The sequence below is a fragment of the Qipengyuania sp. genome (assembly GCF_048550555.1).
Taxonomy (GTDB): domain Bacteria; phylum Pseudomonadota; class Alphaproteobacteria; order Sphingomonadales; family Sphingomonadaceae; genus Qipengyuania.
Map to the genome: position 1 here is coordinate 171,413 of NZ_JBLYYF010000018.1, position 18,420 is coordinate 189,832.

The 18,420-nt window shown below is 65.9% G+C and carries 18 protein-coding genes and 1 tRNA gene; 12 read left to right on the top strand and 7 right to left on the bottom strand.

Going from position 1 to position 18,420, the window contains the following annotated elements:
- Nucleotides 1–5: 5 nt before the first annotated feature.
- From purH to ACN4E0_RS04920, 7 genes are all read left to right on the top strand, one after another.
- A complete protein-coding gene (gene purH, locus ACN4E0_RS04890) occupies nt 6–1,592 on the top strand; it encodes a bifunctional phosphoribosylaminoimidazolecarboxamide formyltransferase/IMP cyclohydrolase (protein WP_419566186.1) in 1,587 nt (528 codons plus the stop codon).
- A gap of 109 nt (nt 1,593–1,701) precedes the next feature.
- Nucleotides 1,702–1,833 (top strand): hypothetical protein, encoded by a 132-nt coding sequence (locus tag ACN4E0_RS04895; RefSeq protein WP_419566188.1) that lies wholly within the window; start codon nt 1,702–1,704, stop codon nt 1,831–1,833.
- Nucleotides 1,833–2,513 (top strand): peptide-methionine (S)-S-oxide reductase MsrA, encoded by a 681-nt coding sequence (msrA, locus tag ACN4E0_RS04900; protein ID WP_419566191.1) that lies wholly within the window; start codon nt 1,833–1,835, stop codon nt 2,511–2,513. The genes ACN4E0_RS04895 and msrA overlap by 1 nt, the downstream gene beginning before the upstream one ends.
- Nucleotides 2,514–2,550: 37 nt before the next feature.
- Complete coding sequence (locus ACN4E0_RS04905) at nt 2,551–3,018, top strand: Fur family transcriptional regulator (protein ID WP_419566194.1); 468 nt, start codon at nt 2,551–2,553, stop codon at nt 3,016–3,018.
- A 74-nt stretch (nt 3,019–3,092) separates the two neighbouring features.
- Entirely contained in the window at nt 3,093–5,015 is a 1,923-nt protein-coding gene (gene dxs, locus ACN4E0_RS04910) for a 1-deoxy-D-xylulose-5-phosphate synthase (RefSeq protein ID WP_419566196.1), read from the top strand.
- Between the two features lie 94 nt (nt 5,016–5,109).
- The gene (locus ACN4E0_RS04915) at nt 5,110–5,550 is read left to right on the top strand and encodes a hypothetical protein (RefSeq protein ID WP_419566198.1); all 441 of its coding nucleotides are present in this window, start codon (nt 5,110–5,112) and stop codon (nt 5,548–5,550) included.
- A gap of 84 nt (nt 5,551–5,634) precedes the next feature.
- Nucleotides 5,635–6,432: a crotonase/enoyl-CoA hydratase family protein gene (locus ACN4E0_RS04920; RefSeq protein ID WP_419566199.1), complete on the top strand. Its 798-nt coding sequence runs from the start codon at nt 5,635–5,637 to the stop codon at nt 6,430–6,432.
- 28 nt (nt 6,433–6,460) lie between these two features.
- Here the strand turns inward: ACN4E0_RS04920 and ACN4E0_RS04925 are convergent, their stop codons facing one another.
- From ACN4E0_RS04925 to ACN4E0_RS04945, 5 genes are all read right to left on the bottom strand, one after another.
- Nucleotides 6,461–7,141 carry an NnrU family protein gene (locus ACN4E0_RS04925; protein ID WP_419566201.1) on the bottom strand — a complete coding sequence of 227 codons (681 nt, stop codon included), beginning with the start codon at nt 7,139–7,141 and terminating at the stop codon, nt 6,461–6,463.
- A 67-nt stretch (nt 7,142–7,208) separates the two neighbouring features.
- Nucleotides 7,209–7,700, bottom strand: coding sequence for an FKBP-type peptidyl-prolyl cis-trans isomerase (locus ACN4E0_RS04930; protein ID WP_419566204.1), 492 nt, complete (start codon nt 7,698–7,700; stop codon nt 7,209–7,211).
- A 10-nt stretch (nt 7,701–7,710) separates the two neighbouring features.
- Nucleotides 7,711–9,099, bottom strand: coding sequence for an amidohydrolase family protein (locus ACN4E0_RS04935; protein WP_419566206.1), 1,389 nt, complete (start codon nt 9,097–9,099; stop codon nt 7,711–7,713).
- Nucleotides 9,096–10,472: an amidohydrolase gene (locus ACN4E0_RS04940; protein ID WP_419566208.1), complete on the bottom strand. Its 1,377-nt coding sequence runs from the start codon at nt 10,470–10,472 to the stop codon at nt 9,096–9,098. The genes ACN4E0_RS04935 and ACN4E0_RS04940 overlap by 4 nt, the downstream gene beginning before the upstream one ends.
- A gap of 104 nt (nt 10,473–10,576) precedes the next feature.
- Nucleotides 10,577–12,433 (bottom strand): peptide MFS transporter, encoded by a 1,857-nt coding sequence (locus ACN4E0_RS04945; RefSeq protein WP_419566211.1) that lies wholly within the window; start codon nt 12,431–12,433, stop codon nt 10,577–10,579.
- Nucleotides 12,434–12,631: 198 nt separating this feature from the next.
- Here ACN4E0_RS04945 and ACN4E0_RS04950 point away from each other — a divergent pair, with 198 nt between their 5' ends.
- The 5 genes from ACN4E0_RS04950 to ACN4E0_RS04970 all read left to right on the top strand — a co-directional run bounded on the left by ACN4E0_RS04950 (nt 12,632) and on the right by ACN4E0_RS04970 (nt 16,455).
- A complete protein-coding gene (locus ACN4E0_RS04950) occupies nt 12,632–12,973 on the top strand; it encodes a GntR family transcriptional regulator (RefSeq protein ID WP_221602439.1) in 342 nt (113 codons plus the stop codon).
- A 150-nt stretch (nt 12,974–13,123) separates the two neighbouring features.
- The gene (locus ACN4E0_RS04955; RefSeq protein WP_419566213.1) at nt 13,124–13,405 is read left to right on the top strand and encodes an integration host factor subunit beta; all 282 of its coding nucleotides are present in this window, start codon (nt 13,124–13,126) and stop codon (nt 13,403–13,405) included.
- A gap of 67 nt (nt 13,406–13,472) precedes the next feature.
- Nucleotides 13,473–13,557: transfer RNA gene (locus tag ACN4E0_RS04960), tRNA-Leu, on the top strand.
- Between the two features lie 313 nt (nt 13,558–13,870).
- Entirely contained in the window at nt 13,871–14,497 is a 627-nt protein-coding gene (locus tag ACN4E0_RS04965) for a PilZ domain-containing protein (RefSeq protein ID WP_419566215.1), read from the top strand.
- A gap of 182 nt (nt 14,498–14,679) precedes the next feature.
- Nucleotides 14,680–16,455, top strand: a complete 1,776-nt coding sequence (locus ACN4E0_RS04970) for a hypothetical protein (RefSeq protein ID WP_419566216.1) — start codon at nt 14,680–14,682, stop codon at nt 16,453–16,455.
- Here ACN4E0_RS04970 and msrB read toward each other — a convergent pair.
- Together msrB and ACN4E0_RS04980 are read right to left on the bottom strand one after the other, a co-directional pair.
- Nucleotides 16,442–16,939, bottom strand: coding sequence for a peptide-methionine (R)-S-oxide reductase MsrB (msrB, locus tag ACN4E0_RS04975; RefSeq protein ID WP_419566218.1), 498 nt, complete (start codon nt 16,937–16,939; stop codon nt 16,442–16,444). The genes ACN4E0_RS04970 and msrB overlap by 14 nt on opposite strands.
- Nucleotides 16,940–17,022: 83 nt before the next feature.
- Entirely contained in the window at nt 17,023–18,363 is a 1,341-nt protein-coding gene (locus tag ACN4E0_RS04980) for a cytochrome P450 (protein ID WP_419566220.1), read from the bottom strand.
- Nucleotides 18,364–18,420: the final 57 nt, after the last annotated feature.

Here is an 18,420-nt window from a genome sequence, read left to right on the forward strand (position 1 = left end):
AATTCATGACCGACGTGGCGATCAAGCGGGCACTGCTCTCGGTGTCCGACAAGAGCGGCTTGGTGGAGCTCGGCCAGGTGCTGGCAGCCAAGGGCGTCGAACTGGTCTCGACCGGGGGCACCGCCAGGGCGCTGCGCGACGCCGGGCTCACAGTGAAGGATGTCTCCGACCTCACCGGTTTTCCCGAGATGATGGACGGGCGCGTCAAGACGCTCCACCCGATGGTCCATGGCGGCCTGCTCGCTGTGCGCGACAATCCCGAACATGCCGCGGCGATGGACGAGCATGCGATCGGGGCGATCGATCTCGTGGTTGTCAATCTCTATCCCTTCGAGGCGACCGTGATGCGCGGCGCCGAGCGCGACGAGATCATCGAGAATATCGATATCGGCGGGCCTAGCATGGTGCGCAGCGCGGCGAAGAACCACCAGTTCGTCACCATCGTCACCGATCCGGCCGACTACCAAACGCTCATCGACGAGATCGAAGCGACCGGTGCGACCTCGCTCGATTTCCGCCGCAAATGCGCCGCCAAGGCCTTTGCCGCCACCGCCGCCTACGATTCGATGATCAGCCAGTGGTTCGCCTTCGCCGACCAGCAGCAGCTGTTCCCCGATTTCCTCGCGATCAACGGCAAGGACCCGGTCGAGCTGCGCTATGGCGAGAACCCGCACCAGAAGGCGGCGCTCTACACGCCCGCAGGTCCGCACGGGAAAGGCATCGCGCAGGCCGAGCAGGTCCAGGGCAAGGAGCTCAGCTACAACAATTACAACGATGCCGACGCCGCGCTCGAACTGTGCGCCGAATTCGCCGGCGGCGAGCCTGCGGTGGTGATCGTCAAGCACGCCAATCCCTGCGGGGTGGCGCAGGGCGCGACGCTGCTCGAGGCGTGGAACGAGGCGCTCGCCTGCGACAGCGTGTCGGCCTTCGGCGGCATCGTCGCGGTCAACACCGAGCTCGACGGGCCGACGGCCGAGGCGATCTGCGAGATCTTCACCGAAGTCGTGATCGCGCCCTCGGTCAGCGAGGCGGCGAAGGCCGCTTTCGCGAAGAAGAAGAACCTGCGCCTGCTCGTGACCGGCGACCTGCCCGATCCGCGCCGCGGCGGGCTGCTGGTCAAGCCGATCACCGGCGGCCTGCTGGTGCAGACGCGCGACAATGGCGCGATTCAAGCGAGCGACCTCAAGGTGGTCACCCAGCGCGAGCCGACCGAGCAGGAACTGAAGGACTGCCTGTTCGCCTGGACCGTGGCGCGCCACGTCAAGTCGAACGCGATCGTCTATGCCAGGGACGGCGCGACCGCCGGGATCGGCGCGGGCCAGATGAATCGTCGCGATTCCTCGCGTATCGCCGCGATGAAGGCCGCCGAAGCGGCCGAGAAATATGGCTGGGACCAGAGCCGCACAGTCGGCAGCGCAGTCGCCTCGGATGCCTTCTTCCCCTTTGCCGACGGTCTTCTGGCCGCAGCCGAAGCGGGTGCGACCGCGATCATCCAGCCGGGCGGCTCGATCCGCGACGAAGAGGTGATCGCTGCCGCCGACGAGGCGGGGCTCGCCATGGTCTTCACCGGAATGCGCCATTTCCGCCATTGAGCGGCCGGTCCGGCGTATCATCGCCTGAACCGTTCACAACCATCGCATTAAGCAGGTTGCAAGCGCAGCCCGTGTAACCATGTCGGCGAGACTGACGAAAGACCCGACCATGAACCTGTTTACCCCCGATCTCTATCGCAACTTCGGCATCGGCTTCGGAGCCGGCGCCATCGCCGTGCTCCTCGCCAATGGCGGCGAAATCCTCGGCGCGGTTCCGCAACTGATCGCCGCAGTCTTCTGATGCGCGGTCGCGCCGCCCTTGCCGCCGCGGCGCTGGCCCTGGGGGTCGCCGCCTGCCAGCAGCCCGCCCTTGCGGCGGAAAGCACGGTCGCCGCTCCGAAGGCCAAGCGCCAGGCGCGCGAGGCTGAGGGCCTCAAGACCGCCATCTTCGCGGGCGGCTGTTTCTGGGGCGTGGAGGCGGTCTTCAGCCATGTGAAGGGCGTCAGGAGTGCGGTGTCGGGCTATCACGGCGGCACCGAGCGCCAGGCTTCCTACAATCTCGTCTCAAGCGGCGTCACCGACCATGCCGAGGCGGTGAAGGTCACCTACGACCCCAGCGTCATCCGTTACGACCAGTTGCTCCGCATATTCTTCTCGGTCGTCGCCGATCCGACCCAGCTCAACCGGCAGGGCCCGGATACGGGCACGCAATACCGCAGCGCGATCGTGCCGACGTCCGCCGAACAGAACGCCGTGGCGAAGGCCTATCTCGCGCAGCTCGGGGCGGCCAAGCTGTGGGACCGCCCAATCGTCACGCGGATCGAGCGAGCGCAGGGCTTCTACCCTGCCGAGAGCTACCATCAGGACTTCGCCGCGAAAAACCCCCGCCATGCCTATATCGTGCGCTGGGACGCGCCCAAGGTCGCCGCGCTCAAGCGGATGTATCCGGGCGTCTATTCGGCGAGCTTCCGGCGCGACTAGCTTGCGCGGGGACGTACTGCGCCCTACCTCTCTGTTCATGGCCGGACATCACCATGCTCACAAGGAACACGAGGGCGCGGCCCTGATCGACGCCGCGCGCAGCACGCTCACCGCCAGCGGCGAGCAATGGACCGGCATGCGCCAGTCGGTGTTCGAAGAGCTGGCCCGGCACGACAAGCCCGCCAGCGCCTACGACATAGCCGACAATCTCTCGCAGAGCCGCGGCAAGCGGGTGGCGCCCAACAGCGTCTATCGCATTCTCGACCTGTTCGTGCGGACCAATCTCGCCAACCGCATCGAGAGCGCCAATGCCTACCTCGTCAACACCCACCCCGGCTGCCGCCACGACTGCATCTTCCTGATCTGCGACGATTGCGGGAAGGCCACGCATGTCGACGACGACCGGGTGACCGGCGCGCTGCGGGAGGCGGGCAAGGACGCGGGCTTTACCGACGTCCGCCCCGTGATCGAGCTGCGCGGTCTGTGCGACGATTGCGCTGCCTAGCCTCCCGCAGGTCGTTCTTTTCTCGCGATGAAGCGTTCATCGACAGTTTCCTCTGACGCGTGTAGAGCGCAGTCATGACTAGTCGCCCCAAGACGCCGTTACTCGACACGGTCGCCATTCCCGAGGATCTCCGCAAGCTCAGGAAGGACCAGCTCCGCCAGCTGGCCGATGAATTGCGCGCCGAAATGATCGATGCGGTGGGGCAGACCGGCGGGCATCTCGGCTCGGGCCTCGGCGTGGTCGAACTGACCACCGCGATCCATTACGTCTTCGACACGCCGACCGACAAGCTGGTGTGGGACGTCGGCCACCAGTGCTATCCGCACAAGATCCTCACCGGGCGGCGCGACCGGATCCGCACCTTGCGCCAGGGCGGCGGCCTCTCGGGTTTCACCAAGCGCGCCGAGAGCGAATACGATCCCTTCGGCGCGGCGCATTCGTCGACCTCGATCTCGGCGGCGCTCGGCTTCGCCATGGCCAACAAGATGCAGGACCGGCCCGGTCGCGGCATCGCGGTGATCGGCGACGGCGCGATGAGCGCCGGCATGGCCTATGAGGCGATGAACAATGCCGAACAGGCGGGCAATCGCCTGATCGTCATCCTCAACGACAACGACATGTCGATCGCGCCGCCGGTGGGCGGTCTTTCGGCCTATCTCGCGCGGATGGTCTCGAGCAGCGAATATCTCGGCCTCCGCTCGATGGCCTCGAAGATTGCCAAGAAGCTCGGCCGCCGCGTGTGGGGCGGGCTCGAGAAGGCCGAGGAATACACGCGCGGCATGGTGACCGGCGGGACGCTGTTCGAGGAACTCGGCTTCTACTACGTCGGCCCGATCGACGGGCACAATCTCGACCACCTCATCCCGGTGTTGGAGAATGTCCGCGACAGCGAACAGGGCCCGGTGCTGATTCATGTCGTGACGCAGAAGGGCAAGGGTTACGCCCCGGCCGAAAACAGCGCGGACAAATATCACGGCGTCGCCAAGTTCGACGTCGTCACCGGCGAGCAGAAGAAGTCCTCCGGCGGCCCGCCCGCCTATCAGAACGTCTTCGGCGAAACGCTGGCCAAGCTTGCCGACAACGACCCGCGCATTTGCGCCATCACCGCGGCCATGCCGAGCGGCACCGGGGTCGACAAGTTCGCCAAGGCGCATCCCGACAAGGCCTTCGACGTCGGCATCGCCGAACAGCATGGGGTGACCTTTGCCGCGGGCCTCGCGGCGGAAGGCATGCGTCCTTTCGCGGCTATCTACTCGACCTTTCTCCAGCGCGCCTACGACCAGGTGGTCCACGACGTGGCGATCCAGAACCTGCCCGTGCGCTTCGCCATCGACCGCGCCGGGCTGGTCGGGGCCGATGGCTGCACGCATGCCGGCAGCTTTGACATCACCTATCTCGCGACGCTGCCGAACATGGTCGTCATGGCCGCCGCGGACGAGGCGGAGCTGGCGCATATGACCTATACGGCGGCCGAATATGACGAGGGGCCGATCGCCTTCCGCTATCCACGCGGCAACGGCGTCGGGGTCGAGCTTCCCGAGACGCTCGAAAAGTTCGAAATCGGCAAGGGCCGCATCGTTCGCGAGGGCAGCAAGGTCGCGATCCTGTCATTGGGCGCGCGGCTGGAGGAGGCCAAGAAGGCCGCCGACCAGCTCGAGGCCAAGGGCCTCTCGACCACGGTCGCCGACATGCGCTTCGCCAAGCCGCTCGACACCGCGCTGATCGAGAAGCTGATGCGCAGCCACGAGGTCGTGGTGACGGTCGAGGAAGGCGCCGTGGGCGGCCTCGGCGCGCATGTGCTGACCTTTGCCAGCGATAGCGGGCTGACCGACGGCGGGCTGAAGGTCCGCACCATGCGCCTGCCCGACGTGTTTCAGGACCAAGACGATCCGATGAAGCAGTATGACGAGGCGGGCCTCAACGCGCCGCATATCGTCGATACGGTGCTGAGCGCGCTGCGTCACAACAGCGCAGGCGTGGAAGAAGCGCGGGCTTAGGTGTCCCTTGAACCATTCTCAGCAACTGACATGAAGAATTCGAATCCATCGCTTCCACCACTTTTGATATCGAGACTGTTCCATCTCTCGATTGGTGCTCAAATTGAAATTTGAGGCGATCTTCGCACTGCCGATTTTGCTGCTTGTTGCCTGCGTTTCGCAAACTGCGGATCCAAAACAAGAGAGCCTCATGAACGAGGTCGAAGCGCAAGTTGTCCTACCGGACGGTGCGGGGCCACTTAGCAGTTACGCTCGCTACTACACGATTGCGCGCGACGGCATGCTGGTGGGAACCTATACTCGAGAGATCGAAGAACGAGATCCAGATGAAGGTTGTACTGAATTATTGGAGGACTTCGAGCTGAAAGAGGTGGATTGTCCAGCATTGGCAGATGTCGCCATTGGCGAACGACGCTGGGTGGATATCGATGACCTTCCGGCCGCGTCCGCTGACGGTTGCGAAGCGGTGCAAGTTGTTTACGATCCAAAGGCCCAGCGCTTCGTATTCGGAGAGTGCATCCATCCCCTCCACTGATAAGGTTGTGAAATTGCAGAAAGAGGGTACGCCAAAGAAGGATTATCCCGCATTGATAGGCGGACGCGAGAGGACAGACCGCCCATGACCCTGCTCACCACCGAAACCGCCGACCACGTCACCACGCTTACGCTCAATCGACCCGACACGATGAACCCGCTCGGCGCGAAGGGCGACGGCGACGCTTTCGCCGCGGCCTGCGATGCGATCAATGCTGACATGGACGTGCGCTGTGTGATCATGACGGGCGCTGGGCGGGCGTTCAGTGCGGGGGGCGACATCAAGGCGATGAAGGAGCGGACCGGGACCTTCGGCGGGACCGCGCCCGAGATTTCCGACGGCTATCGCAACAACATCCACAAGGTGTTGCGCGCGCTTTACGGGCTGCGCGTACCGCTGATCGCGGCGGTCAACGGGCCGGCGATCGGGCTCGGCTGCGACCTTGCCTGCCTTGCCGACATGCGCATTGCGAGCACCTCCGCAAAGTTCGGTGTCACCTTCCTCAAGCTCGGCATCATTCCCGGCGACGGCGGCACGTGGATCCTCCCGCGCATCATCGGCGAGGCGCGCGCGGCGGAGCTGTTCTACACCGGCGACGTGATCGATGCGGCGACCGCGCTGGACTGGGGCCTAGTCAGCCGCGTTGTCGATGGCGAGGCGCTGATGGACGAGGCGCGCGCGCTCGCCGCCAAGGTCGCCGCCATGCCCCCGCATGCGCTGCGGCAGGCGAAGAACCTCATGCGCCAGGGGCGCTCGGTTGGCTACGACACCGCGCTCGAGATGGCCGCCAACACGCAGGCGATGATGCACCTGACCGAAGATCACATCGAGGGCATCGACGCTCTGCTCGAAAAGCGCGCGCCGAACTTCAGCGGACGGTAGGGCCTATCGCCGCACTACTGCTTGACGACTAGATCCAGCGCCAGATCCCGGCGGGCATCCCGTTCGCGTGGATATGGCCATAGGTCGCGGCGAGCCAGATGATCACGCCGCCGATCCAGGCAACCGGGCCCGCGCGCAGCAGCCTGCCGAATCGCGGCCAGTAGCTCGTCTGCGCTTCCCATCCCGCCCAGGCCTCGCCCATCAGCACCTCCTTCTTGCGGTCCTGCAGATGCGCGCCGACCAGCGCGAGCACGCCGATCGCGCCCGCCATCACGATCTGCCGCGCGGTCGGGCTCAACAACAGGTGCGTCGCCGCCCATAGCGCGAAGCTCCACATCATCGGGTGGCGCGTCACATGGAAGACGCCGTGCGGGCCGCGCGCGGCAAGGCTCGCCGCACCCGGTGCGGGTAGTGCGGGATTGCCGATGAACGAGCCGGCGAGCAGCACCGAGGCGACGAGCATGACCAGCGTCGCCACCGCCCAGCCGATCTCGCCCATGGCGTTCCACAGGACCGGGCCCGAGGGGCCGACCGCGCGGAAGGCGACTACGGCCCAGACGAAGGTGGCGAGCGCGATGAGCGAATAGAGCGCGCGGAAGCCGTTCTCGCCCAGCGCCCCGACCAGCGGCGCGCGCAGCGGGTGCGAAAGCGCGAAATGACTGCCGACGAAAGCGATCGAAGCGGCAACGAGCGATAGCAGCGGATCCATGGTGTCCTCCCCCCAAAGGTCGGGGGGCAGGCTATCATAGACACGCGGCGCGGCAAGCCGTCTCGGCTCAGCGCCCCTCGATACCGATGAGTTCCACCTTGAACAGCAGCGTCGCGCCGCCGGGAATCGGCCCCTTGCCGCTCGCGCCATAGGCGAGGTCGGCGGGAGCGGCGATCTCGATCGTGTCGCCCACGCCCATTTCCGGGATCGCCATCTGCCAGGCCTTGATCAGCCTGCCGAGCGGGAAGGTCGCCGGTTCGCCGCGGTCGTAGGAGGAATCGAAGGTCTCGCCGTCGATGAAGGTACCGGCGTAGTGGACCGTCACCGTGTCCTCGACCGTGGGGTGCACCTCGCTTCCGGCGAAATTGACGTAGCGCCAGCGCAGCCCGCCGGGCATGACGCGCCAGCCGCCCTCGGCATCGAGCTTGGTCAGATAGGCCTGCTGAGCATTCATCCAGGCGATGTCCTGTGACCGGTCGGGCGGGCTCTCCTGCGCGCAGGCGGCATAGCCGCCCACGGCAAGGATTGCCGCGCCCAGCGCGAGCATGGTCGTGCGCATCTCGTTCATCCTACCAGTCGTAGCCCTTGGGCTGGTCGCTCGTATCCAGATCGCGATAGCGTTCCCTGAGCCGGCTCTGGTGGTTGTCGAGAGGCTGTTCGACGCCGTCGATGAACACCTTGACCGGGACCGAGCCGACTTCGAGCGGATCGCCGTCCCAGATCACCACATCGCCCATCGCACCGGGGGCGAGCACGCCCGCCTTGCCGCCCATGCCGCTGATCGTCGCCGGGACCGAGCTGATCGCGGCGAAGGCCTGTCCCCAACTCAGCCCGTCGGCGCCGGGCAAGCGGGTGAGGCCGACGAGATTACCGGCATACTGGCCGAGATTGCGCGGGTTCTCCATCGCGCTGGCATTGATCGCGACGCGCACGCCCGCCTTGACCATGCGCCCGACGTTGGACTGGGTCGAGGCGAGCTCCTCGAAGTTCTCGGGCAGGTCGTCGAGGCCATCGGCAATCACCGGCACGCCCGCTGCCGCGATCTCGCGCGCCACCAGCCAGCCCTCGCTTGCACCGACCAGTACGAGGTCGAGGCGGGGAAAATCGCGCTTGAGGGCGATCACGCTACGGATGTCCGAAGCGCGCTCGACGCCGACATAGAGCTTCTGTTCGCCGCGCACGACGGGCACCAGCGCCGCCGCGTCGAAGCGGGTCAGCAGGACATCGCCTTCTCGATCGGTCGGGCTGCCGGAAAGCCGCGGGTCGAGCGGGACATCGTCGCCAAGGTCGATATCGCCGCGGTTCGACGAGCGTCCCGGGATACGAGCGTCCTCGCCCAGCCGCGTCGCTTCGCGCAGCGCGTTGCGGAACAGCGCATGCGCCGAGACCCGGCTCCCCCCGGCGCGGCGGGCGCCGCCCTCGCCGAGATCGACAAACTGGAAGGCGCGCTGGCGGGTGACCGCATTCGCATCCGCACCGAGGTCGATGATGGCGCCCTGTCCGCCGAAGATCGAGGCCGAGGGCGGCATCATCGTCGCCGCGCGTGTCACGCCAGCGGCACGGTGGACGAGGATGTGCTGCGACGAAGGATTGATCGCCGGGCTGACGTCGAGAGCCGCGCTGAAGGGGGAATTCGAAGCGCGCGTATCGTTCGACTCGCTGACCGCCCCGACATCCCACAGGCCGAGCGTGGTAACCGTGGCGAAGATGCCGGGCGTGACCCAGCTGCCACTGGCGTCGAGCACCTCGACGCCCGCGGGAACGGCGACGCCGCGACCCGCCGCGACGACCTTGCCGCCGCGCACGACCACCGTCGCGCCCTCGATCGGCTCGGAGCCGTCACCGGTGGCGACGGTGGCATTGGTGATGGCGACATCCTGCGCCAGCGCAGGAGCGGCGGAAGCGAGCGCGACCAGACTCGCGGCGCCGAGGGCGAATGCGTTCAGCGCGCGCTTCATTTCACGTCTCCTTCACCGGGCTGGCCGAGCTCGAAATCGCTCACCGGGCGCCGCTTGCGGTCCATCGCGTCATACATCAGGGCCCCGTCGATCCAGACCTTCTCGGGTCGCGAGTAGACCGACAGCGGGTCGCCGTTCCACAACACGACATCCGCCATCTTGCCGGGCTCGAGGCTGCCGGTCATGTCGGAGATACCCATCGCCTTGGCCGCGTTGTAAGTGAACCATCCCACCACTTCGGCGTCGGGGATGTCGATGCCCAGGCGGCGGCCTGCGGCCTGAGCCTTGGCGGCTTCCTGGTTGAGGCGCTGGATGCCGTTGGCATCGTCCGAGTGGATGATCACGCAGGCACCGGCCTGGCGCAGGAAAGCCGCATTCTCGAGGATGCCGTCATAGGCTTCCATCTTGAAGCCGTACCAGTCCGCCCAGATCGCGCTGCAGACGTCGTTCTCGCGCAGCAGATCGCCGATCTTGTAAGCCTCGACCGCGTGGTGGAAGGCAGTCACCTTGTAGCCCATCTCCTTGGCCATATCCATGACCAGCGCCATCTCGTCTGCGCGATAGCAGTGGTTGTGGACCAGGATCTCGCCGTCGAGCACGCCCTTGAGCGTTTCCTTGCCGAGATCGCGCTTTTTGCCGTCATAGGCCTGCGCATCGAGCCACATTTGCCGGTTCACCGCGAAATTGCCCATCCGGGTGGATGGCATGCGGCCCTTGCTGCCATAGACGCGCTTGGGGTTCTCCCCGCAGGCCATCTTCATGCCGTAGGGCGCGCCGGGGAACTTCATCCCCTGCACGGTGCGCGAGGACACGTTCTTTAGAGTGACCGAGCGTCCGCCGGTCAGGTTGGCCGAACCGGGGAGGATCTGCAGGCTGGTGACGCCGCCGTTGGCGAGCGCACGGGTGAAGCCGGGATCCTGCGGCCAGACCGAATGCTCTGCCCAGACCTCGGGAGTCATCGGGCTGGTTGCCTCGTTGCCGTCCGAATGCGCCTCCACGCTTGGTGTGGGATAGTCGCCGAGGTGCGAGTGGATGTCGATCACTCCGGGAGTCACGAACTTGCCGCTGCCGTCGATCCGGTCGTAGCCTTCGGTAGAAAGCCCGGCATCGCCCACCGCGACCACTTCGCCATCGCGGAACAGCACGGTGCCGCTGTCGATCCGTCCGCCCTTCCCGTCGTAGACGGTCGCACCGACGAGTGCGGTGGGGCGTCCGGGAAAACGCTGATAGGTCGAGGGGAAGGGGGCGTTGCCGTCCTCTCCGACCGGTGCGGTCCAGTCGCCCGCCGAGGCGACGTCGTCGCCCCCGCCGGTGGTTGAACAACCGGCCACCGCGAAGGCAGCCGCACAGGCGAGCAAGGCGTATTTTATCATGGATCCCCCAATGCAGTCGGGCCGGAGCATCGCTGCCCCGGCCCGATCGGTCAAATGCATTTGTCGGTGTCAGCCAGCGTTTCGCCGATTGGCACCGGAGCAGATCAGCCTGCCGGGCGGGTTTCCGGGTGAGCCCCGGCACCCTGCGCTTCGCCCGGGCCTTCGCTCTGGCCGAGCAGATCGTCGCCGACATCGTCGTCGCGCAGGCGATCGAGATGCATCAGCCTGCGCACCAGCGGGCTGACCAGCACGACGAAGGCCCCAATCCCTGCCGCAACCAGGCCCATAGTCCAGTAGACGTCGAGCGCACCATCGCGGGTTATTTCGCCGCCGTGGCCGCCTTCACCCATCAGCGTGCCCATGAAGCCAGCGACGAAGTTGCCGCCGGCCGTCCCGAAGAAGAACGCTGCCATCATCAGCGAGGCCATGTGGCGCACCGACAGGCGGTTGATCGCCGAGAGGCCAACCGGCGACAGGCACAGTTCGCCGGTCGTGGACAGCAGGTAGAACAGGAAGATGAAGAGCACGGGGACAAGGGCATTGCCTGCCGCGTTGGCGCCGAGCACCAGCACAACGAAGGCGAGGCCCATCTGGATGATGCCGAGGCCCATCTTGGCGTAGGTGTTGGGTTCCCAGCCACGCTTGGCGAGGAACTGCCACAGTCCAGCGAAGATCGGACCCAGCAAGATGATGTAGATCGGGTTGATCGACTGGAAGAGCGAGGTCGGTACGCCCTGGCGGTCGACATAGCGGTCGGTGAACAGGTTCACCGAACCACCGGCCTGTTCGAACAGGCCCCAGAACAGCGGCATCAGCAGGATGATGAAGATCATCGCGAACACCCGGTCGCGGGCGTCATTGGCGGTCTTGCCGGCTTCCATAACGCAGGCAGCGACGACCAGCACGAGGCCCAGCACACCGCCGACCGCCGCGATCGTGTCGGCGCCCTGCTGGACGATCATCCAGGCTGCCGTCGCGAGCAGCACGCCGACGCCGCCGTAGAAGACCCCGCTGGTCGAGCCGGAGCTGACTTTACCGGTGTTGTCCTCGATCTTGTAGAGCGCTTGCTGCAGCACGTAGCCGAGCAGCAGGATGCCCGAGACCAGCAGCAGCCAGCCGACCGCTTCCTGGAACTGGATAAGCGCCCAGATCACCGCGACGCCGCCGAAACCGACGATGTAGAGCAACCACTCGAGATTCAGGCCGGCGACCTTTTCCTTGAGTTTCGCGGGAACGGGCGGTTCGCCCTGGCCGCGCAGCAGCGGCTTGCCGAGCACGAAGACGAACAGGCCGAGCAGCATGCCGACGCCGGCGGCACCGAAACCGTAGGCCCAGCCCAGCGTCTCACCCAGATAGCCGGCGATGATGGTACCCGCGGCGGCGCCGAGGTTAATCCCGATGTAGAAGATGGTGTAGGCCGAGTCGCGGCGCATGTCGGTGCGCGGATAGAGCTGTCCGACGATCACCGAGATGTTGGCCTTGAGGAAGCCCGAGCCGACGATGATCAGCGCGAGGGCCAACCAGAAGACGTTGAGGGTCGGATCGTTGGCATAGCCGCTGCCGTCGCCCTCGAAGGCCATGAAAAAGTGACCCAGTGTCAGCAGGACAGCACCGAAAGCGACAGCTTTGCGCTGCCCGAGATAGCGGTCGGCGAGCCAGCCGCCGAGGACGGGCGTGATGTAGACGAGGCTGGTATAGGCGCCGTAGATCAGGCTCGCGCTGCCGTCGGAATAGAGCCAGTGCTTGACGAGGTAGAGCACGAGGAGGGCGCGCATCCCGTAATAGGAAAAACGCTCCCACATCTCGGCGAAGAAGAGAACATAAAGGCCCTTGGGGTGGCCCATGACCTCTTCCTTGGGGCGCGTGATCGCAAGCGCGCCAATCACCAGGAAGGCCGTCAGGATCACCGCAGCGATCGTGACGATCCAGTCCCCCTCATTCCATAAGGCCATGTCTTTCATTGAGATATCCCCGAACCATAATTCTCGATTGGACGCGCGGGGGCGTCGGAATGGCGCGCACCCTAGCGGTTCAAACGCGCATGTGAAGCATTTAGTTACAGCTGTCACTGCCTTGCGCGCGCCTGAACGACCGGCGCGGGAACCTTGTGCGCAGTGGTGTATTATGGCACTGATGCAGTCTGTCGCGGGGAATATACGATGAGCACGCAGTCCAAGCCGGTCTATCTGAAGTTGCGCGACATGATCGCCGCCGCGATCATCGATGGCCGCTACGCCGAAGGCGAGATGTTGCCCTCGGTGCGCGCACTCGCGGCCGAACAGGGCGCCAACCCGCTCACGGTGGCCAAGGCCTATCAGCAGTTCCAGAACGATGGCCTGGTCGAGGTCCAGCGCGGCGTGGGCATGTATGTCGTCCGGGGCGCGGCCGAGCGCCTGCGCCGGTCCGAGCGGGAGAACTTCCTGCGCGATGAATGGCCCGAGATCCGCGCGCGCATGGCACGGCTGGGCGTCTCGGCGACCGAACTGCTCGCCGACGCCTGACCGAAGATGGCGAAAATTTACAATTGTGAACTTGCGGGCGGCACCGCCTTCTGCCACATTCATCCAGTTGGAATCGGGCGGAAAAGCGCGGTCCCGAGGGTCGCATAGAGGAAACGACATTTTGCGGTCGATGGCACCGGGAGACCTTCTATGATCCGATCAGAACTTCTCGCCGCCCTTGGCCAGGACTATCCCGATCTGCGCGCCGAAGAAGTCGAGCAGGTGGTGGACATATTCTTCGAGGAAATCTCGCAGCGCCTGACCGAAGGCGGACGGGTCGAACTTCGCGGCTTCGGTGCCTTTTCGACGCGCGAGCGTGAAGCGCGCAAGGGCCGCAATCCGCGCACCGGCGAAACGGTCGACGTTCCGGCCAAGCGGGTGCCCTATTTCAAGCCCGGCAAGGACATGCGCCGTCGTCTCAACGAAGGCTGAGGCTCCCTAAAGGAGCGCGATCCGCGATTGCCCGCCCGGCGGGCAGCGACTAGGGCTGCCTGCCGTTGCGGGTGTGGCGGAATGGTAGACGCCGGGGACTTAAAATCCCCTGAGCTTTGCTCGTGCGGGTTCGAGTCCCGCCACCCGTACCAGCCCGCTTCGCCTTTTCGCCAAGCAGGGCGAAGGTCGCCATATTCGGCCCGAATGCAGGCCCCCCCTTCCAGCGCGGGCCGCGCCTTATTACCGGCCGCAATAGCGCCGCCATATCGGGAGAGCTGGCTGGGTAGGAAGGCCTCGAAACAGTCGGGAATTCGGCTCCGCCAAGTCACGAACACGAAAAAACTATACAGTCTTTAGATTGGTATTAACACTTAGGGTGTCATTACCATACGTCGAACGCACCCAGGTTAGATACGTGGCATTCAGCCACTACCCGGCTGTTGGCGTTGTGGATGGTTTGCGGCGATGGAATTCACTCCCGGATTCGTCATGGAAGACAATGCGACGAGCTCTGGATCCGACCAGCGTGGTGCGCCGCGCTACACCTCTCTCATCCGTGCGGCGAAGCTGCTGTGCGGACAGGGCGAGTTCGTCTGCGTCATCCGCGACGTCTCCGCCACCGGCGTTTCCCTGCGCACTTTTCACAAGCTGCCGACCGACTCCGCGCTCGCGCTCGAACTCCAGAATGGCGAAAGCTACGAGCTCGAACTGGTGCGCTCCGAAGGCTTCGACGCCAGCTATCGTTTCGACCGCCCGATCGAGGTCGATCGGCTGATTCGGGAAAACTGGGATTTCCCCAAGCGCGGACTGCGCCTCAACATCATGTTGCCGCTGCTGGTTTCCTCGCTCTCGGGCAAGGCGAAAGCGGTCACGCTCAACATTTCGCAACAGGGCGCACGGATCGAATGCGACCATGTCTTCGCGATCGGCCAGCGAGTGACGATCTCGACAGAGTTTATGCCCGATATCCGCTGCGTCGTGCGCTGGCGCCGGGATGCCAATTACGGCCTGGTCTTCGAGGACACCTTCTCGCTGCGCGACTTCGCCCTCGCCGCGGCCAAGGTGCAGTGCCCGCTGCTGCTGCAGGGGTGAGCTTGGTCCCCGCCGCCGGAAGACGGGTCTAACGATATCCTAACCTCTACCGGTCATGCCCGCAGCGTGTTCAACCGGGGGGAGAACATGATGGGTCGCAAGCAAGCGCGCCAACTCGCCGCAGCGATTGTCGCTGCCGGGGAGCAGCCCGATCGGCTTTCGCACACCGCCGGCGATGTGACATGATCGTCGAGCGTCGGCGGAGCGGATGGAGCGGGCCCCTCGTCCTGCGGACGACGCTCGCCTGGGCGCTCGTCGCCGTGCTCCTGCTGGTCACGCACTGGGCCGCGATCGCGAACCGGCGCTTTCCCGATCCCGACGACATGCTGCGGCTGGTCCAGCTGCGCGATCTGATCGACGGGCAGGGCTGGTTCGACCTCACGCAGCACCGGCTCGATGCACCGCATGGCGGGACGCCGATGCACTGGTCGCGGCTGGTCGACATTCCCTTGCTGCTGGTGGTCGGCATGGTGACTCCGCTGGCCGGGGCCGAAGTCGCCGAGTTCACCGCGCTGGTCGCGGTTCCGCTGCTCACGCTCTATTGCGCCATGCTGCTCGCCGCGCGGCTCACCTGGCGGATGGTCGATCTCGAGGCGGCGACGCTGACGGCGCTGGTCGTGGCGCTGTCCGCCCCGCTGCTGGTCCAGTTCACCCCGCTCCGAATCGACCACCACGGCTGGCAGGTGGTCTGCGCGCTCGCGGCGGCCAATGCGCTGGCGACGCGATCGGCTGCGCGCGGCGGCGTGTTGCTCGGCCTCGCGCTCGCGATCTGGCTGGCGATCTCGCTCGAGGGCCTGCCGCTGGCGCTTGCCTTCTGCGGCATCGCCGCGCTGCGCTGGCTGCGCGACCCGAAGGACCGCCTTCTGCTCGTGCGCACGCTGCAGGTGCTCGCCTTCGCCTCGCTCGCACTGTTCGCCGCGACGCGCGGCATCGGCGACCTTGCCCCGCATTGCGATACGCTCTCGCCGCCCTTCCTGGCCGTGCTGTGCTGGAGCGCGCTTGGCGCGACGTTGCTCGCGGCGCAGCGGCTGCCGCCGTCCTGGCTCATCGGCGGCTTTGCACTGACCGTGGCAGGCGGGGTGGGGATCCTGCTCCTCGGCGCGCCGCAATGCACCGCCGGGAGTTTCGCCGCGACCGACCCGCTGGCCCGCCAGCCATGGCTCTCGGGGGTGATGGAGGGCATGCCCGTCTGGCGGCAGCAACCCGCGACCGCGCTCCAGCTGCTCGTCCTGCCGCTGTTCGGGCTTGGCGCCGCCTGCCGCCTCCAGCTGCGTTCGTACGACTGGCTGCGGCGTTTCTGGTTCGACTATCTGCTGCTGCTGCTCGCTGCGCTGGCGGCGACCTGCCTGGCCGCGCGGGCGGGGGCCATCGCGGCCGTGCTCGCCGCCGTCCCGCTCGGCTGGCAGCTGCGCGAATGGCTCGCGACCCTGCGCGGCCCCGCCTCGCTGCCGCGACGCTCGTTCGCCGTGACCGCGATCCTGCTCGCCTTCGTGCCGACGCTTCCGCTGCTGGCCTGGGGGGATGCGCGAAGCTACGAGACGGCGCAGGGACAGGTCGAACGAGTGCCCGCGCGGGCCTCGGCCTGCGATGTCTCTGCGGCGGCGCCCGTGATCGCCGAGCTGCCTCTTGGCGAGATCGCCGCGACGGTCGACATCGCGCCCGCGCTGCTCCTCGATACGCCCCACTCACTGGTGGCGAGCGGGCATCGGCGCAGCTCGGCCGGGATCCGCTTCATGCTCGACCTCTTCGCCGCCGACCCGGCGCAGGCGCATGCCATGCTGGCCGCCCGGGGGGCGCGCTATCTGGCGCTTTGCCCCGGACTGGCGGAGGTGCACCTTGCGTCCGAACGCGTGCCCGGAGGACTCGCCGACCGGATCCTGCGTGGTGAACGCCTCGACTGGCTCGAGCCGGTCGAGACCCGCGGGGGCTTGCTGTTCTGGAGGATCAGGCCGGATTGAAATCCAGCGCCGCGCCGTTGATGCAATGGCGCTTGCCGGTCGGCTTGGGGCCGTCGTTGAAGATATGACCCAGGTGCCCGCCGCAATCGGCGCAGTGCACTTCGGTCCGCGGGTAGCCGATCTTGTAGTCGGTCTGCGTCCCGACCGCGCCCTTGTCGATCGCCGCCCAGAAGCTCGGCCAGCCGGTCTTGGAATCATACTTCGTCTTCGAACTGTAGACCGGGTTGCCGCAGCCCGCGCAGACGAAGGTGCCGGCCCGCTTTTCCGCATTCAGCGGTGAGGAATAGGGGCGTTCGGTCCCCTCCTCGCGCAGGATCCAGTATTCCTGCTTGGTGAGGACCTTGCGCCATTCGGCATCGCTGCGGCCCTTGGGGAAGTCCTTCGCCTCCGCCCGGTCCGAACCGCAGGCGGTCAGCGCCGCGAAGCTGGCTGATGCGCCGAGCCAGCCGAGTAGCCGGCGGCGGTTCAGGGTCTGGTCGGTCATTGTCGTCCCTTTCCGGCGTGGGCCGCGCGCGCCCACGCTTCCTCTACGCACGGGAGGCACCAAAGGTTACATCCCCACCGCGATCAGAATTGGGTGACCTCGACCTCGAGCTTGCGGAAGCCGTGGACGAAATTCGCCTTCACCCGCTCGATATCTCCCGCCAGGTGCACGCGCATGCGGCGCTTGTGCATTTCCTCGAGCAGGACGCGCAGCTGCAGCTCGGCCAGCCGCGCGCCGACGCAGCGGTGGATGCCGTAACCGAAGGCGATGTGGCGGCGGGCATTCTCGCGCGTCAGGTCGAGCTTGTCGGGGTTCTCGAACACTTCCTCGTCGCGATTGGCGGACAGATACCACAGCACGACCTTGTCGCCCGCCTTGATCGTCTGGCCGAAGACTTCGGTATCCTCGGTACAGGTGCGGCGCATATGCGCCAGCGGCGTCTGCATGCGCAGCATTTCCTGCACCGCATTGGGGATGATGTCGGGGTTCTGTTCGAACAGCTTGCGCTGGTCGGGGTTCTTGTCGAGCTGGTAGACGAAGCCGCTCATCGAATTGCGCGTGGTGTCGTTGCCGCCGACGATCAGCAGGATCAGATTGCCCATGAATTCCTGCGGGCTCATCTGGTTCATCGCCTCGGAGTGGATCATCATGCTGATGAGGTCGTCGCCCGGCTCCTTGTCGTGCGTCCGCTCGATCCACAGCGACTGAAAATAGGCCGCCATTTCCTGGAGGATGCCCCAGCGGACGTCGTCGAGGTCGCGCACGGTCGCCAGTTCGGTGTCGCCCGACCAGTCGGACCAGTAGGTCAGCAGGCGACGGTCTTCCCAGGGGAAGCCGAAGAGGATCGCGAGCATCCCCGTGGTGAGTTCGATCGAGACCTTGTCGACCCAGTCGAACACCTCGCCGCGCGGCAGGCTGTCGAGCAGCTCGCCGGTGCGCTGGCGGATTTCGCCTTCCATTTCGGCCATGCCGCTGGGGGTGAATTTGGGCGCGACGGTGCGCCGCTGGCCGGTGTGCTGGGGGCGGTCCATCGCGATGAACATCGGCAGCTCGCGGCGTTCCTCGATCCCGCGCTCGGCCATTTCCTCTTCGGTCAGACGGTTGAGGATGGTGATCCCGCCATGTTCCCAGCTGGAAGAGAAGGTGTCGGGCAGCGCTTCGATGTGCTGGATCGCCTTGTGGCCGACCACTGCCCAATAGGGACCGAAGGGACTCTCATCGATGTAATGCAGCGGTCCGGCCTCGCGCATTTCGCGGAAGATCGGATGCCAGGTGTTTTCTGCGTAGATGTCGCTGCGGCTGACATCCCACTTGTGCAGATGCTCCAGCTTGTCCTCGGGATGCTCCGCAAAATGCTCCTTCAGCGCCTCGTAGGCAGTCGGCGAAGTGCGGCATTGGGGGCGTTCGATTGCAGCGGTTGCCATGTCTCTCTCCTCGCGGGAGCGACTCGTCGAGGTCGCTCTCCCTCCATTTCGCGACTA

Coding starts and splice junctions, on each gene's coding strand:
- ACN4E0_RS04940 (WP_419566208.1), bottom strand. CDS start 10,472: ATGATAAAATACGCCTTGCTCGCCTGTGCGGCTGCCTTCGCGGTGGCC.
- ACN4E0_RS04905 (WP_419566194.1), top strand. CDS start 2,551: ATGGCCGGACATCACCATGCTCACAAGGAACACGAGGGCGCGGCCCTG.
- ACN4E0_RS04980 (WP_419566220.1), bottom strand. CDS start 18,363: ATGGCAACCGCTGCAATCGAACGCCCCCAATGCCGCACTTCGCCGACT.
- dxs (WP_419566196.1), top strand. CDS start 3,093: ATGACTAGTCGCCCCAAGACGCCGTTACTCGACACGGTCGCCATTCCC.
- ACN4E0_RS04925 (WP_419566201.1), bottom strand. CDS start 7,141: ATGGATCCGCTGCTATCGCTCGTTGCCGCTTCGATCGCTTTCGTCGGC.
- ACN4E0_RS04970 (WP_419566216.1), top strand. CDS start 14,680: ATGATCGTCGAGCGTCGGCGGAGCGGATGGAGCGGGCCCCTCGTCCTG.
- ACN4E0_RS04895 (WP_419566188.1), top strand. CDS start 1,702: ATGAACCTGTTTACCCCCGATCTCTATCGCAACTTCGGCATCGGCTTC.
- ACN4E0_RS04950 (WP_221602439.1), top strand. CDS start 12,632: ATGAGCACGCAGTCCAAGCCGGTCTATCTGAAGTTGCGCGACATGATC.
- ACN4E0_RS04935 (WP_419566206.1), bottom strand. CDS start 9,099: ATGAAGCGCGCGCTGAACGCATTCGCCCTCGGCGCCGCGAGTCTGGTC.
- ACN4E0_RS04920 (WP_419566199.1), top strand. CDS start 5,635: ATGACCCTGCTCACCACCGAAACCGCCGACCACGTCACCACGCTTACG.
- ACN4E0_RS04945 (WP_419566211.1), bottom strand. CDS start 12,433: ATGAAAGACATGGCCTTATGGAATGAGGGGGACTGGATCGTCACGATC.
- msrA (WP_419566191.1), top strand. CDS start 1,833: ATGCGCGGTCGCGCCGCCCTTGCCGCCGCGGCGCTGGCCCTGGGGGTC.
- msrB (WP_419566218.1), bottom strand. CDS start 16,939: ATGACCGACCAGACCCTGAACCGCCGCCGGCTACTCGGCTGGCTCGGC.
- purH (WP_419566186.1), top strand. CDS start 6: ATGACCGACGTGGCGATCAAGCGGGCACTGCTCTCGGTGTCCGACAAG.
- ACN4E0_RS04930 (WP_419566204.1), bottom strand. CDS start 7,700: ATGCGCACGACCATGCTCGCGCTGGGCGCGGCAATCCTTGCCGTGGGC.
- ACN4E0_RS04965 (WP_419566215.1), top strand. CDS start 13,871: ATGGAATTCACTCCCGGATTCGTCATGGAAGACAATGCGACGAGCTCT.
- ACN4E0_RS04955 (WP_419566213.1), top strand. CDS start 13,124: ATGATCCGATCAGAACTTCTCGCCGCCCTTGGCCAGGACTATCCCGAT.